The following is a 14378-nucleotide window of genomic DNA, read 5'->3' on the forward strand; positions in this document are numbered from 1 at the left end:
CGTCGATGCAGGCGGTAGGAAAGGGCAGTCGCGTGAGTGATGGTTATTCCGGCCTCGTGAGTGGCCTGGGCGATCTGGTGCACCTGTCCGGCGCGGTGACGCGCTCGGTCAGCGCGGAGAACCCCACGGGTGAGAAGGGCCGCGGCGGCGCGGCGACCGAGGGTACGGGCGCCCGGGCGGCCCGCGACCTCGGGCTCGGCTGGAAGGTGTCCCCGTCCATTCGGATCACGGCCGGCGAGACCGCGACGCTGGCCGACGTCGAGGGGCCGGGGGCGATCCAGCACATCTGGCTCACCACCCACGTGTCGAACTGGCGGCGGCTGCTGCTGCGTTTCTACTGGGACGGCGACACCCGGCCCGCGGTCGAGGTGCCGGTCGGTGACTTCTTCGGCCAGGGTTGGGGGAAGTTCGCGCAGCTGAGCTCGCTGCCGATCGCCGTCAACCCGAACGGCGGCTTCAACTCCTACTGGGCGATGCCGTTCCTGCGCAACGCCCGGGTCACGCTGGAGAACCTCGCCGAGGAGGATGTGATCGTCTACTACCAGGTCGACTACACCCTCACCGAGCTTGGCGACGAGGTGGCCTACTTCCACTCGCAGTGGCGCCGGAGCAACCCGCTGGTCTCCAAGGACGTCCACACGATCCTCGACGACGTGGAGGGCGCCGGGCACTACGTCGGCACCTACCTCGCCTGGGGCGTCAACAGCACCGGCTGGTGGGGCGAGGGCGAGCTGAAGTTCTTCCTCGACGGTGACGAGGAGTTCCCGACGATCTGCGGCACCGGCACCGAGGACTACTTCGGTGGGGCCTGGAACTTCGACGTGCCGGGGCAGGGCTACACGGCGTTCTCCACGCCGTTCCTCGGTCTGCACCAGATCATCGCGCCGGACGGGCTCTACCAGAGCCAGCAGCGCTTCGGCATGTACCGCTGGCACATCCTCGACCCGATCCGCTTCGCCACCGACCTGAAGGTCACGGTGCAGGCGCTCGGCTGGCGGTCGGGCGGGCGTTACCTCCCGCTGCAGGACGACATCGCCTCGACGGCGTTCTGGTACGGCCGGGAGACGTCGTACGCCAGGCCCGCCACCCCCGACCTGGACACCCTCGAGATCTGCTGAACCGGTAGCACGTCGCGACGGTGGCTAACGTCCGCCGGCCCCGCGGGCCTCGGTGCCCGTGCGGGCCGCGGACGCGGCCGCGAGCTGGGCGGTGAAGTCCTCGGTCTCCTGCAGGTGCTCGTCCATCAGGGCGCCGGCGGCCCGACGGGCGCGTCGGCGGACGGCGCTCATGATCTTGGTGTGCAGCTCGATGGCGCGCTCGGCGAGTTCGGCGTTCTCCTCCACGGTCCGGCGGCGTACGGTCCGCAGCGCGCCGTCCACGGAGTGGAAGAGCGTCAGGGCGAAGGTGTTGCCCGCGGCGCGCAGCAGCGCGTCGTGGAAGTCGACGTCGGCGGAGCTGAAGGTGTCGAGGTCCTGTGCCGCCCACGCCTCCTTCATCGTCGCGACCGCGGCCTCCATCCGGGCGAGGTCCGCGTCACTGCGCCGGACCGCGGCGAGCTCGGCGATGCCGCGTTCGACGATGCGGCGCAACTCGGTGAGCTCGTGGGCGAGTTCGTAACCGGACTCGAGCAGGGCCCGGGCGTTGAGGACCGTACTGTCGAACGGTGCCCAGGTGTCGGGTTGGTTGACGAAGGTGCCGCGGCCCTGCTGGACCCGGAGGACACCGCGCTGACGGAGGTCCTTGATGGCCTCACGCAGGGTCAGCCGGCTGACACCGGCGCGTTCGGCGAGGACAGGCTCGGGAGGCAGCCGGCTGTCCGGCGGGTAGACCCCGGCCACGATCTCGTCGAGCAGCCGCTCGGCGAGCTGGTCGGCGAGCCCGGAGCGACTGACGGAGGTGAGGTCTCCGCCGGGCCTGACCGAGACCGGCTCCGGCCGGCGCGTGTTCTGGTCCGTCATCTCCGCGAGTGCCTCCCAGGTGACCACCATCGGACGCTGGGTGGTCTGACAGGTGCCCAACACTAGGTCACGAGCGCACGTCCGGCCCGGGGCAGGCTTGAAACGAGTACGATCTGCGACACTGAAACATCAGATGTCTTGGAGGGTGGCGTCATCCATGGACCATCCCGCGCTCGCTGAGCTGACGCTCCGGCTGCACGAGGACGACAACGTCGTGATCGCCATGCGTGATCTCGAACCCGGAACCTACGCGCTGCGCGCCGGTGGGACGCTGTCCGTCACCGACGCCGTGCCCCGTGGCCACAAGGTCGCCGTGGCGCCCGTCGCCGAGGGCGAGCCGGTCCGCAAGTACGGCCAGGTGATCGGGTTCGCGAGCGCGGCCATCACACCCGGCCGGCACGTGCACACCCACAACACCGCCTTCCAGATGTTCGAGCGGGCATACGACTTCGGCGTCGACGCCCGGCCCACGACCTACGTGCCGGAGAACGCGCGCGCAACCTTCCAGGGCATCGTCCGTCAGGACAGCCGGCCGGCGACGCGCAACTACATCGGCATCCTCACCACGGTCAACTGCTCGGCCACCGCCGCGAAGCTGATCGCCGAGCGGTTCAAGTACGACGGCCTCGCGGAGTTCCCGAACGTCGACGGCGTCGTCTCCCTCACCCACGACACCGGCTGTGGCATGGCCGGCCCGGGCAGCGAGGGCTTCGAGGTGCTGCGGCGGACCCTCACCGGCTACGCCAACCACCCGAACTTCGCCGGCTTCCTGGTCCTCGGACTCGGCTGCGAGGTCAACCAGGTGTCCTCGCTGGTCGAGCACTGGCAGATCCCCGCCCACAAGATCACCGTGCCGATGACGATCCAGGAGCTCGGCGGCACCCGCAAGACGGTCGCGGAGGGCATCGCCCGGATCAAGGACATGCTGCCGGACGTCAACAACGTCACGCGCGAGACGGTCTCCGCGAGCGAACTCGTCCTCGCCATGGAGTGCGGCGGCTCCGACGGCTACTCCGGCATCACCGCCAACCCCGCGCTCGGCGCGGCCGCCGACCTGCTGGTCGCCCACGGTGGGACCGCGGTGTTCGGTGAGACGCCGGAGATCTACGGCGCCGAGCACCTGCTGGCCCGCCGGGCCGCGACCACCGAGGTCGGGGAGAAGCTGATCCGGCGCATCCACTGGTGGGAGGACTACACCGCGAAGCACTCCGGCTCGATGGACAACAACCCCTCGCCCGGCAACAAGGCGGGCGGGCTCACCACCATCCTGGAGAAGTCGCTCGGCGCGGCCGCCAAGGGCGGCACCACCAACCTCGCCGACGTCGTGGAGTTCGCGGAGGCGATCACCGCCAAGGGCCTGGTGTTCATGGACACCCCGGGCTACGACCCGGTCAACGCGACCGGCATGGTGGCCGGAGGCTCGCAGGTCCTGTGCTTCACCACCGGGCGCGGCTCGGCGTTCGGCTGCAAGCCGACCCCCTCGGTCAAGCTCGCCACCAACACCGACGTCTACCAGCGGATGACCGACGACATGGACATCAACTGCGGCGTGATCGCCGACGGTGAGGCGTCCGTCGCCGAGATGGGTCGGCAGATCTTCGACCACGTGCTGGAGGTCGCCTCCGGCAAGCAGACCAAGAGCGAGGAGCTCGGCTACGGCGACGAGGAGTTCGTGCCGTGGCAGCTGGGCGCGGTGATGTAGTGATGCGGGCGACTTTGCGTAGGACCGTGCGAAGGACCCTGGAGAGAACGCAGGAGGTGGGCGGACGATGACGCCGACGACGAGCGAGCCGACCGGGCTCGGACCGTTCGAGCGGGTACGAGACCTGGCGCCGCGGGCGCCGTTCCCGCGGCTACTTCCGGTGCGGCAGCACTACGACGTACCCGTCGAGGACGACGTGGCCGCCGCGACCGCTCGCGAACTGGAGCCGCTGCGAGCCCGGATCCGTCCGGGCATGAGCGTCGCGGTCACCGCGGGCAGCCGGGGCATCCACGACCTGGCCCGGGTCGTCCGGGCGGCGTGCGACTGGCTGCGCGCGGCCGGCGCCGAGCCGTTCATCGTCCCCGCGATGGGGTCCCACGGTGGTGCGACGGCGGCTGGCCAGCTCGCCGTCCTCGCGTCCTACGGCGTGACCGAGGAGACCATGGGCGTCCCGCTGCGGGCGACCATGGACACGGTGGTGCTCGGCAGGGTGCCGGACGGGCCGGAGGTCCACCTGGACGCCAACGCCGCCCAGGCCGACGGGATCCTGCTGGTCAACCGGATCAAGCCGCACACCGACTTCCACGGCGACGTGGAGAGCGGCCTCGCGAAGATCGCCGCCATCGGCCTCGGCAAGCAGCGCGGCGCGGAGGGCATCCACATCTACGGCTCGGCGGGGCTCGCTCGCTGGGTGCCGGCCGTCGCTCGGCACATCCTCGACACCGGGCGGGTGCTCGGGGGTCTCGGAATCGTGGAGAACGCCCACGAGCACACCGCACGGGTGGCGTTCGTCGAGCCCGACGGGATCGCGGGGCCGGCCGAGACCGCGCTCCTGCGCGAGGCGGGCCGGCTGCTCGGCCGGCTGCCCTTCGACGAGATCGACGTGCTGGTCGTCGACGAACTCGGCAAGGACAAGTCCGGCTCCGGCATGGACACCAACGTCATCGGCCGGATGTGGATCGCCGGTGTCGCCGAGCCCGAGCGGCCGCGGATCACCAACATCACCGTCCACGCGATCAGCAAGGCCTCCTACGGCAACGCGGTCGGCGTGGGCCTCGCCGACTTCGTGCCCTTCCGGGTTCTCGAGGACATCGACCTGAACGCGTTGTACGTCAACGCGATGACCTCCGGGATCGGCGGCGTACGGCGCGCCAAGATGCCCATCGCGCTTCCCACGGACCGGGACGCCCTGGCCGCCGCGATCCTCATGTGCGGGCGGCCCGATCCGGAGAACGTCCGCCTGGTCCGGGTGCACGACACCCTGGACACGGTCCAGCTACTCGTGGCCGAGAGCATGCGCGGCGAGGTCGAGGCCCAGTCCAACCTCGAGATCGTCGGCGAGCCGGTGCCGTTCGCCTGGACCTCCGAGGGGGCACTGCCGGACTGGCCGACCATGAGCTGACCGGCCCACCCCGAATGCGGCGACTTCCTTCCATGTCACCCGATTGGGGTGAGAAAGGGACAAATCGCCTTCGCCGCTGAACCACCTGCTCCCGTGCCGCGTGTCATGAGGGAACATCGGCAGGACTCATGACCCGACGGAGGAACACGTGGAGACATCGAAGCGCGACACGCCGGAGAACCTTGGCCCGCTGACGCGCCGACGCGTCCTGAGTGGTGTTGCCGCGGTTGGTGCCACCGTTCCGCTCCTCGCGGCATGCGGCGGAAGTGACACCGGCGCGGGCAGCGGCGACACAACAACCACGACGGACGACTCGAGCCCCACGCAGACGCCGAACGACGCGGCCGCGCCGGGCGACGACGCGACCAAGGGCGGTGGTGGTGACGCGCTCGCCACCACCTCGCAGGTCCCCGTCAACGGCGGCATGGTGTTCAAGGACCAGAAGGTCGTCGTGACGCAGCCCAGCGCGGGCACCTTCAAGGCGTTCAGCGCCGTCTGCACCCACATGGGCTGCACGGTCGCGGGTGTGCAGGACGGCACCATCAACTGCCCGTGCCACGGCAGCATGTTCAGTGCCGCCGACGGCTCGGTGAAGGGTGGCCCGGCGACGAAGCCGCTCGCCGCCGTCAAGATCCAGGTCGACGGCGACTCGATCAAGCTGGCCTGACACCAGCCGGCCGCCGGCTTCGTCACCGTTCGGCCGATCCGACCCGGAAGGTCGTGAACTGTCCGGTCCGAAGCACCGGACGGTTCGCGGCCTCCGCGGCGATCCGCCCCGGCTCACTCCGCAGAACGAGGCGTGGGCCGGCCTCCGGTCGGGGGTGGCGTCGCCTAGGCTCGGAAAAGTGGCAGATCCCGCGACCTATCGACCCACACCCGGCTCGGTTCCCGACGCGCCGGGCGTCTACCGATTCCTCGACGCCCGCGGCAGGGTCATCTATGTCGGCAAGGCCAAGAGCCTGCGTTCCCGGCTCGCGTCCTACTTCCAGGATCTCGCCGCCCTTCACCCCCGCACCCAGGCCATGGTCCAGACGGCCGCCAAGGTCGAGTGGACGGTGGTCAACACCGAGGTGGAGGCGCTGCAGCTCGAATACTCCTGGATCAAGGAGTTCGACCCCCGCTTCAACGTCAAGTACCGCGACGACAAGAGCTACCCGTGGCTCGCGGTCACGCTCAACGAGGACTACCCGCGCCTGCAGGTGATGCGCGGCGCGAAGCGGAAGGGCGTCCGTTACTTCGGGCCCTACTCCCACGCCTGGGCGATCCGGGAGACGCTCGACCTGCTGTTGCGGGTCTTTCCGGCCCGCACCTGTTCGAAGGGCGTCTTCAAGCGCGCCGGTCAGATCGGCCGCCCGTGCCTGCTCGGCTACATCGGCAAGTGCTCCGCTCCCTGCGTCGGTCGGGTGAGCCAGGAGGAGCACCGCGAGATCGTCGAGGACTTCTGCGACTTCATGGCGGGCCACGCGGCGCCCTACATCAAGCGGGTCGAGCGTGAGATGAGGCAGGCGTCCTCCGAACTCGAGTTCGAGCGGGCGGCGAAGCTCCGGGACGACCTCAAGGCGCTCGAGCGGGCACTCGAGAAGAACACCGTGGTCCTGGCCGACGGCACCGACGCCGACGTGATCGCGCTCGCGGAGGACCAGCTCGAGGTCGCCGTCCAGGTCTTCCACGTCCGGGGCGGCCGGATCCGCGGCCAGCGCGGCTGGGTGGCCGACAAGACCGACGACGCCGAGACCGGTGAGTTGGTCGAACGCCTCCTCACCCAGCTCTACGGCGGCGAGGCGGGTGAGTCGGTTCCGCGCGAGGTGCTGGTCCCGGCCGTGCCGGCCGACGACGAGGCACTGGTCACCTGGCTGAGCGAGCGCCGGGGCGCCCGGGTCGACCTGCGGGTCCCGCAGCGCGGAGACAAGCGCGGCCTGCTGGAGACCGTCGCGCGCAACGCGACCGAGGCCCTCGGCCTGCACAAGACCAAGCGGGCGAGCGACCTGACCACCCGCAGTCGGGCCCTCCAGGAGATCCAGGAAGCGCTCGGCCTCGACGACGCGCCGCTGCGGATCGAGTGCTACGACATCTCCAACCTGCAGGGCTCGGACGTGGTGGCCTCGATGGTGGTTTTCGAGGACGGCCTGCCTCGCAAGGGCGACTACCGCAGGTTCACGGTGAAGGCACGCGGCCGGGGCGATGGCTCCAACGACGTCGCCTCCATCCACGAGGTGATCACCCGCCGGTTCCAGCGCTACCTCGACGAGCGGGCCGAGACCGGTGAGCTCGGCGGCGGAGGACCCGAAGGCGTCGGCGACGCCGACCCGGCGGACGCGGAGGCCGCCGGTGCCGAGGTCAGCGATACGGACGTCAGCGGTACGGACGTCAGCGGTACGGACGTCAGCGGTACGGACGTCAGCGGTACGGACGTCAGCGGTACGGACGTCAGCGGTACGGACGTCAGCGGTGAGACGGTCAGCGGCGCTGGGGTGACTGACAGCCGGGGAGCCGGCGTCGCGGCGTCCACCGGGAGCGCGGCCCGCACCGGGGTCCCCGAGGCGCGGGACGCGAGCGATGGCGGTGCCACCTCGGGCGTGCCTGTCGGCATCGACCCCGAGACCGGCCGGCAGCGGAAGTTCTCCTACGCCCCCGGCCTGCTGGTGGTCGACGGCGGCCCGCCACAGGTCGCCGCCGCGCAGCGGGCAATGGACGAGCTCGGCATCGACGACGTACCCGTGTGCGGGCTCGCGAAGCGGCTGGAGGAGGTCTGGCTGCCCGGCCAGGAGGACCCGGTGATCCTCCCTCGTACCAGCGAAGGTCTCTACCTTCTGCAACGGGTCCGTGACGAGGCGCACCGGTTCGCGATCACCTTCCACCGGCAGAAGCGCTCGAAGTCGATGGTGGAGAGCCTCCTCGACGAGGTGCCCGGCCTGGGGGAGACTCGGCGCAAGGCCCTGCTCCGGAAGTTCGGCTCACTCCGGCGGCTCCGGGCCGCGACCGTCGAGGAGGTCTCCGAGGTGCCCGGTATCGGTGCCCGCACCGCCGAGGCCGTGGTCGCGGCGTTGCAGGGCGTACGGCGTACGTCGCGTCCGGCCATCAACACCGCGACCGGCGAGATTCTCGAGGAGGAGGACCCGCCGTCGACCTCCTCCGACGATGAGGGCAGTATGCGACCTCTCGCACACACACGGGGAGCAAGCCATGGCGACACGACCACCTGAGCTGGTACTCGTCTCCGGCATGTCCGGCGCCGGGCGCAGCTCGGCGGCAGACGTGCTGGAAGACCTGGGATGGTTCGTCGTCGACAACCTCCCGCCGGAGCTGCTCCCGACGATCGTGAAGCTGGTCGGGGGAGGTGACCGATCGGTCTCGCGCATCGCGGTGGTCGTCGACGTGCGGTCCGGTTCGTTCTTCGCCGCGCTGCAGGGTGCGCTGGAGGCGCTGCGCGCTCGTGGCGTACGTCCGATGCTGCTGTTCCTCGAGGCCGGTGACGAGGTGCTCGTCCGCCGGTACGAAAGCGTCCGCCGACCCCACCCCCTGCAGGGCGACGGCCGAGTCCTGGACGGCATCGCCCGCGAGCGCGAAGCCCTGCGCGAGCTGCGGGCCGACGCCGACCTGGTCATCGACACGTCCACCCTCAACGTCCACCAGCTCGCCGCGAAGCTCGTCAACGCCTTCGGAGGCGAGGACGACCACGCGCTGCAGGCCACCATCGTGTCCTTCGGCTACAAATACGGCATCCCGGTCGACGCCGATCTCGTGGTCGACTGCCGGTTCCTCCCCAACCCGCACTGGCAGCCCGAACTGCGCGGACAGACGGGCCTTGATCCCGACGTCCGCGAATACGTCATGAAGCAGGACGACGCGATTCCCTTCCTCGACCAGTACGAAGGTCTGGTCACCCTGCTGGCCCGTGGCTATCTGCGGGAGGGCAAGCGGTTCGCCACCATCGCGGTCGGCTGTACCGGTGGCAAGCACCGCAGCGTGGCCATGGCCGAGGAGCTGGGCACCCGACTGCGCGCCCGCGGCATCGGCAACCTCGTCCTGCACCGTGACCTGGGGCGCGAATGAGCGCGCCGTACGCCGAGTCCGCCGGGCCGAAGATCGTCGCCCTCGGCGGCGGGCACGGGCTGGCGGCGTCGCTCTCGGCGTTGCGGCAGGTCACCGAGCGACTCACCGGGGTGGTGACGGTCGCCGACGACGGCGGTTCCTCCGGGCGGCTGCGTTCGGAGTTCGGCGTCCTGCCGCCCGGCGACCTCCGGAAGGCGCTGGCGGCGCTGTGCGGCGACGACGAGTGGGGCCGCACCTGGGCCGAGGTGCTCCAGCACCGGTTCACCAGCGACGGTGACCTCGCCGGCCACGCGGTCGGCAACCTCCTCATCGTGGCGCTGTGGGAACGCCTCGCGGAGCGCGCGACCGGGCCCCTCGCCGACAGCCACGTCGCTGGGCTGGACTGGGTGGCGAGCCTGCTCGGCGCCCGCGGCCGGGTCCTTCCGATGTGTTCGGTGCCCCTCGAGATCACCGCCCAGGTCGAGGGGCTCGACCCGACGGACCCCGCTGGGGTTCGCACCGTGCGCGGCCAGTCCGAGGTGGCCCGAACCACCGGACGGGTCCGCAGCGTGGCCCTGGAGCCGTCGGACCCGCCGGCCTGTCCGGAGGCGGTCGAGGCCATTCGCGGCGCGGACGGGGTCGTACTCGGGCCGGGGTCGTGGTTCACCAGCGTGCTCGTCCACCTGCTGGTCCCCGAGCTCGCGAAGGCCTTGCACGAGACCAGGGCCCGCCGGGTCCTGACCCTCAACCTCGCCCCACAGGCGGGGGAGACCCGGGGCTTCTCACCGGAGCGGCATCTGGAGGTCCTGGCCGCGCACGCGCCCGACCTGCGCATCGACGTCGTGGTCGCCGACGACGCGTTCGTCGCCGATCAGCCTGCGCTCGCCGCGGCCGCCGCCCAACTCGGGGCCGAACTCGTGGTCGCGGACGTAGCCTGGGCGGACGGCTCCCCTCGTCACGATCCGCAACGGCTGGCGCGGGTGTATGCCAAAGTGTTATCTGGGTGACTCTCCGTGGCCGATTTGATCCCAAGAAGACTCACCGGCTCGACCCATTCGCGGTAAGGATTCCCCATTCGTGGCAGGATCGGGCCATGGCGATGACGGCTCATGTCAAGGCGGAGCTTACGAGTGCGACAGTCACAAAGCCCTGCTGCCGCAAAGCGGAGGTGTCGGCGACCCTGCGTTTCGCCGGCGGCCTGCACATCGTCAGCGGCCGGATCGTCATCGAAGCCGAGCTCGACACCGGGGCGTCCGCGCGCCGACTACGCAGAGAGATCGCCGAGGTTTTCGGGCATCCCAGTGACGTGCTCGTCCTCGCTCCCGGCGGCCTGCGCAAGTCGAACCGATTCGTCGTACGCGTCGTCAAGGAGGGCGAGGCACTCGCCCGCCAGACCGGTCTGCTCGACGGACGAGGTCGGCCGGTCCGGGGTCTTCCGCCGCAGGTCGTCAACGGCTCCACCTGCGACGCCGTCGCCGCCTGGCGTGGCGCGTTCCTCGCGCACGGCTCGCTGACCGAGCCGGGGCGCTCCGGAGCGCTCGAGGTGACCTGCCCCGGCCCGGAGGCGGCGCTCGCGCTCGTCGGCGCGGCCCGCCGGATCGGGATCGCCGCGAAGGCGCGCGAGGTGCGTGGCATCGACCGGGTGGTGATCCGCGACGGTGACGCGATCGGCGCCCTGCTCACGCGGCTCGGCGCACACGAGAGCCTGATGGCCTGGGAGGAGCGCCGGATGCGGCGCGAGGTCCGGGCGACCGCCAACCGCCTCGCCAACTTCGACGACGCCAACCTGCGGCGTTCGGCCCGGGCCGCGGTGGCCGCCGGGGCGCGGGTGCAGCGGGCGCTGGAGATCCTCGGCGAGGAGGTACCCGATCACCTGAAGCTGGCGGGTCGGCTCCGCCTCGAGCACCGCCAGGCGAGCCTGGAGGAGTTGGGCCAGATCCACGAGCCGCCGCTGACCAAGGACGCGATCGCGGGTCGGATCCGGAGACTCCTCGCGATGGCGGACAAGCGCGCCACCGATCTCGGGATTCCCGGGACCGAGGCCAACCTCACCCCGGAGATGATGGGTTCCTGACCTGCGGGTCTGTGGCTGGTCCGCCCCCATGAGGGCTGGTCACGTTGGGTTGGGAGAGACGAGATAGTCTCCCGTTCGGGATATGCCTCGGCGCACGCAGGGAAAGCCCGCCAGGCGATGAGGCCAGGCCCCTGTCCGCTGCGCGGATGCAATATGAGCAACGACCCATGCGAGGGAGCGTCCTGTGACCATTCGGGTTGGAATCAACGGCTTCGGCCGGATCGGCCGTAACTTCTTCCGGGCGGTACTCGCCCAGGGTGCCGACATCGAGATTGTCGGGGTCAACGACCTCACCGGCAACGACGTGTTGGCCCACATGCTGAAGTACGACTCGGTGCTCGGCAAGCTTGACGCCGACATCAGCTACGACGACACGACCCTGACGGTCGACGGCAAGTCGTTCCGTGCGACCGCCGAGACCGACCCGGCCGCGCTGCCGTGGAAGGAGCTCGGTGCCGACATCGTCATCGAGTCGACGGGCCGGTTCACCAAGGCCGAGGACGCCCGCAAGCACGTCGCCGCCGGGGCCAAGAAGGTGATCATCTCCGCGCCGGCCACCGGTGAGGACATCACGCTCGTGCTCGGCGTCAACGACGACAAGTACGACGCGTCGAAGCACACGATCATCTCCAACGCGTCCTGCACCACCAACTGCGTCGCGCCGATGACCAAGGTGCTGCTGGACAACTTCGGGATCGTCAAGGGCCTGATGACGACGATCCACGCCTACACCAGCGAGCAGCAGCTGCTCGACCAGATCGCGGTCAGCCGCAAGGGCGCGGTCAACCTGCGCCGCATCCGCGCCGCCGCGATCAACATCGTCCCGACCACCACGGGCGCCGCGAAGGCGACGAGCCTCGTGATCCCCGAGGTCAAGGGCAAGCTCGACGGCATGGCCTTCCGGGTGCCGGTGCCGACGGGTTCGGTGACCGACCTCGTGGTCGACCTCGAGCGCGAGACGACCAAGGAAGAGGTCAACGAGGCGTTCAAGGCCGCCGCCGATGGCCCGCTGAAGGACATCCTCCTCTACACCGAGGACGAGATCGTCTCCTCCGACATCGTCAACACCGCGCCGAGCTGCACGTTCGACTCGTCGCTGACGATGGTCAACGGCAACCAGGTCAAGGTCGTCGGCTGGTACGACAACGAGTGGGGTTACTCCAACCGCCTCGTCGACGTCGCCGGCCTCGTGGGTCGGTCCCTGTGACCGTCGCGAGTATCGACGATCTCGGCGATCTCCGCGGCAAGCGGGTCCTGGTCCGCTCCGACCTGAACGTTCCGCTCGACGGTGACAAGATCACCGACGACGGTCGGATCCGGGCCAGTGTCCCGACGATCCGTGCGCTCTCCCAGAAGGGCGCACGGGTCGTCGTCACCGCCCACCTCGGGCGGCCCAAGGGCGAGCCCGACCCGCGTTACTCGCTCGGTCCGGTGGCCGGGCGGCTCAGTGAGCTGCTCGGCGCGCCGGTCGCCTTCGCCACCGACCTGGTGGGCGAGAGCGCGCAGGCGACGGTTGACGGTCTCCAGGACGGCCAGGTCGCCCTCCTCGAGAACGTCCGCTTCGACGCCCGCGAGACCAGCAAGGACGACGCCGAGCGCGGCGCCCTCGCCGACGAGCTCGCGGGGTTCGCGGACGCGTTCGTCTCCGACGGTTTCGGTGCCGTCCACCGCAAGCACGCGAGCGTCTACGACGTCGCGCGCCGGTTGCCGCACGCGGCCGGTGGGCTCGTGCTCGCCGAGGTCGACGTCCTCCGCAGGCTGACCGAGGACCCCGAGCGGCCCTACGCGGTCGTGCTGGGCGGGGCCAAGGTCTCCGACAAGCTGGGCGTCATCGAGAACCTGCTCGGCAAGGCCGACATGTTGCTGATCGGCGGCGGAATGGTGTTCACGTTCCTCGCCGCGCAGGGACACGAGATCGGCAAGAGCCTGCTCGAGGCCGACCAGATCGAGACGGTCAAGGGATACCTCGCCCAGGCGGGCGACCGGATCGTGCTGCCGGTCGACGTCGTGGCCGCCACGGCCGTCTCCGGCGACGCCGACCACGACGTCGTTTCGGTCGACTCGATTCCGGCCGACCGGCTCGGTCTCGACATCGGCCCGGAGTCCGCTCGGCTCTTCGCCGACCGGCTCGCCGGTGCCCGCACGATCTTCTGGAACGGCCCGATGGGCGTCTCGGAGATCCCGGCTTTCGCGGAGGGCACCCGCGCCGTCGCCGACGCGCTCACCAAGGTCGACGGCCTGTCGGTCGTCGGTGGCGGTGACTCGGCGGCCGCGGTACGTTCCCTCGGATTCGCCGAGGACGCGTTCGGTCACATCTCGACCGGTGGTGGTGCGAGCCTCGAGTACCTCGAGGGCAAGACCCTGCCGGGCATCGCGGTCCTGGAGGACTAGACAGTGGCGACGAAGCAGGCCGGCCGCAGGGTTTTGATGGCCGGCAACTGGAAGATGAACCTCGACCACCGCGAGGCCGTCCACCTGGTCCAGAAGCTCACCTGGATCCTGCAGGACAAGAAGCACGACTACGAGCGGGTGGAGGTCGCCGTTCTGCCGGCGTTCACCTCGATCCGGTCCGTGCAGACACTGATCGACGGTGACAAGCTCCGGTTGCGGCACGGTGCCCAGGACATCAGCCAGCGCGACAGCGGCACCTACACCGGTGAGGTGTCCGGCGGCATGCTGGCGAAGCTGGGGTGCGCCTACGTCCTGGCCGGCCACTCCGAACGCCGGCAGTACCACGACGAGGACGACCAGGTCGTCAACGCCAAGGTGCAGGCGGCGTTCCGGCACGGTCTGACGCCGATCCTCTGCGTCGGCGAGGGCCTCGACGTACGCCGCGAGGGCCGGCAGGTGGAGCACACCGTCGGACAGGTGCGGGCGGCTCTGGAAGGTCTGAAGGCCGAACAGGTCGCGGAGACCGTCATCGCCTACGAGCCGATCTGGGCGATCGGCACCGGCGAGGTCGCCACGCCGGCGGATGCGCAGGAAGTGTGCGCCGCCATCCGTGCGGCCGTCGCCGAGGCGTACGACGCCGACATCGCCGCCGCCGTGCGGGTGCTCTACGGCGGCTCGGTGAAGTCGTCCAACGTCACCGGCATCATGGCGCAGGACGACGTTGACGGCTGCCTGGTCGGTGGCGCGAGCCTCGATCCGGAGGAGTTCGCCGGCATCTGCCGCTACCACGAGCTGCCGAACCTGCCGTCCTGACCGGCG

12 protein-coding genes are annotated in these 14378 nt (G+C 70.2%); 11 read left to right on the forward strand and 1 reads right to left on the reverse strand.

Going from position 1 to position 14378, the window contains the following annotated elements:
* Nucleotides 1-32: 32 nt before the first annotated feature.
* Complete coding sequence (locus HEB94_RS29870) at nucleotides 33-1118, forward strand: glycoside hydrolase family 172 protein (RefSeq protein WP_337918048.1); 1086 nt, start codon at nucleotides 33-35, stop codon at nucleotides 1116-1118.
* 24 nt (nucleotides 1119-1142) lie between these two features.
* On the opposite strand, the gene HEB94_RS29875 is transcribed toward HEB94_RS29870, so the two are convergent.
* Complete coding sequence (locus tag HEB94_RS29875; RefSeq protein ID WP_192752963.1) at nucleotides 1143-1988, reverse strand: FadR/GntR family transcriptional regulator; 846 nt, start codon at nucleotides 1986-1988, stop codon at nucleotides 1143-1145.
* A 127-nt stretch (nucleotides 1989-2115) separates the two neighbouring features.
* Here HEB94_RS29875 and HEB94_RS29880 point away from each other — a divergent pair, with 127 nt between their 5' ends.
* From HEB94_RS29880 to tpiA, 10 genes are all read left to right on the forward strand, one after another.
* On the forward strand, nucleotides 2116-3660 hold the full coding sequence (locus tag HEB94_RS29880) for a UxaA family hydrolase (RefSeq protein ID WP_192752964.1): 1545 nt from the start codon (nucleotides 2116-2118) through the stop codon (nucleotides 3658-3660).
* A 67-nt stretch (nucleotides 3661-3727) separates the two neighbouring features.
* A complete protein-coding gene (locus tag HEB94_RS29885; RefSeq protein WP_192752965.1) occupies nucleotides 3728-5062 on the forward strand; it encodes a nickel pincer cofactor-dependent isomerase, group 22 in 1335 nt (444 codons plus the stop codon).
* A gap of 148 nt (nucleotides 5063-5210) precedes the next feature.
* A complete protein-coding gene (locus HEB94_RS53770; protein ID WP_192752966.1) occupies nucleotides 5211-5729 on the forward strand; it encodes a Rieske 2Fe-2S domain-containing protein in 519 nt (172 codons plus the stop codon).
* Between the two features lie 178 nt (nucleotides 5730-5907).
* Complete coding sequence (uvrC, locus tag HEB94_RS29895; RefSeq protein ID WP_192752967.1) at nucleotides 5908-8265, forward strand: excinuclease ABC subunit UvrC; 2358 nt, start codon at nucleotides 5908-5910, stop codon at nucleotides 8263-8265.
* Nucleotides 8246-9115 carry an RNase adapter RapZ gene (gene rapZ / locus HEB94_RS29900; RefSeq protein WP_192752968.1) on the forward strand — a complete coding sequence of 290 codons (870 nt, stop codon included), beginning with the start codon at nucleotides 8246-8248 and terminating at the stop codon, nucleotides 9113-9115. Before uvrC ends, rapZ begins: the two co-directional genes overlap by 20 nt.
* Complete coding sequence (locus HEB94_RS29905; RefSeq protein ID WP_192752969.1) at nucleotides 9112-10101, forward strand: gluconeogenesis factor YvcK family protein; 990 nt, start codon at nucleotides 9112-9114, stop codon at nucleotides 10099-10101. The genes rapZ and HEB94_RS29905 overlap by 4 nt, the downstream gene beginning before the upstream one ends.
* 86 nt (nucleotides 10102-10187) lie before the next feature.
* Nucleotides 10188-11168 (forward strand): DNA-binding protein WhiA, encoded by a 981-nt coding sequence (gene whiA, locus HEB94_RS29910; protein ID WP_192752970.1) that lies wholly within the window; start codon nucleotides 10188-10190, stop codon nucleotides 11166-11168.
* A 184-nt stretch (nucleotides 11169-11352) separates the two neighbouring features.
* Nucleotides 11353-12375, forward strand: coding sequence for a type I glyceraldehyde-3-phosphate dehydrogenase (gene gap / locus HEB94_RS29915; RefSeq protein ID WP_192752971.1), 1023 nt, complete (start codon nucleotides 11353-11355; stop codon nucleotides 12373-12375).
* Entirely contained in the window at nucleotides 12372-13559 is a 1188-nt protein-coding gene (locus tag HEB94_RS29920) for a phosphoglycerate kinase (protein ID WP_192752972.1), read from the forward strand. Before gap ends, HEB94_RS29920 begins: the two co-directional genes overlap by 4 nt.
* A gap of 36 nt (nucleotides 13560-13595) precedes the next feature.
* Nucleotides 13596-14372 carry a triose-phosphate isomerase gene (gene tpiA, locus HEB94_RS29925; RefSeq protein ID WP_202897480.1) on the forward strand — a complete coding sequence of 259 codons (777 nt, stop codon included), beginning with the start codon at nucleotides 13596-13598 and terminating at the stop codon, nucleotides 14370-14372.
* Nucleotides 14373-14378 lie beyond the last annotated feature (6 nt).

The sequence above is a fragment of the Actinopolymorpha pittospori genome, from assembly GCF_014873875.1.
Lineage (GTDB): Bacteria > Actinomycetota > Actinomycetes > Propionibacteriales > Actinopolymorphaceae > Actinopolymorpha > Actinopolymorpha pittospori.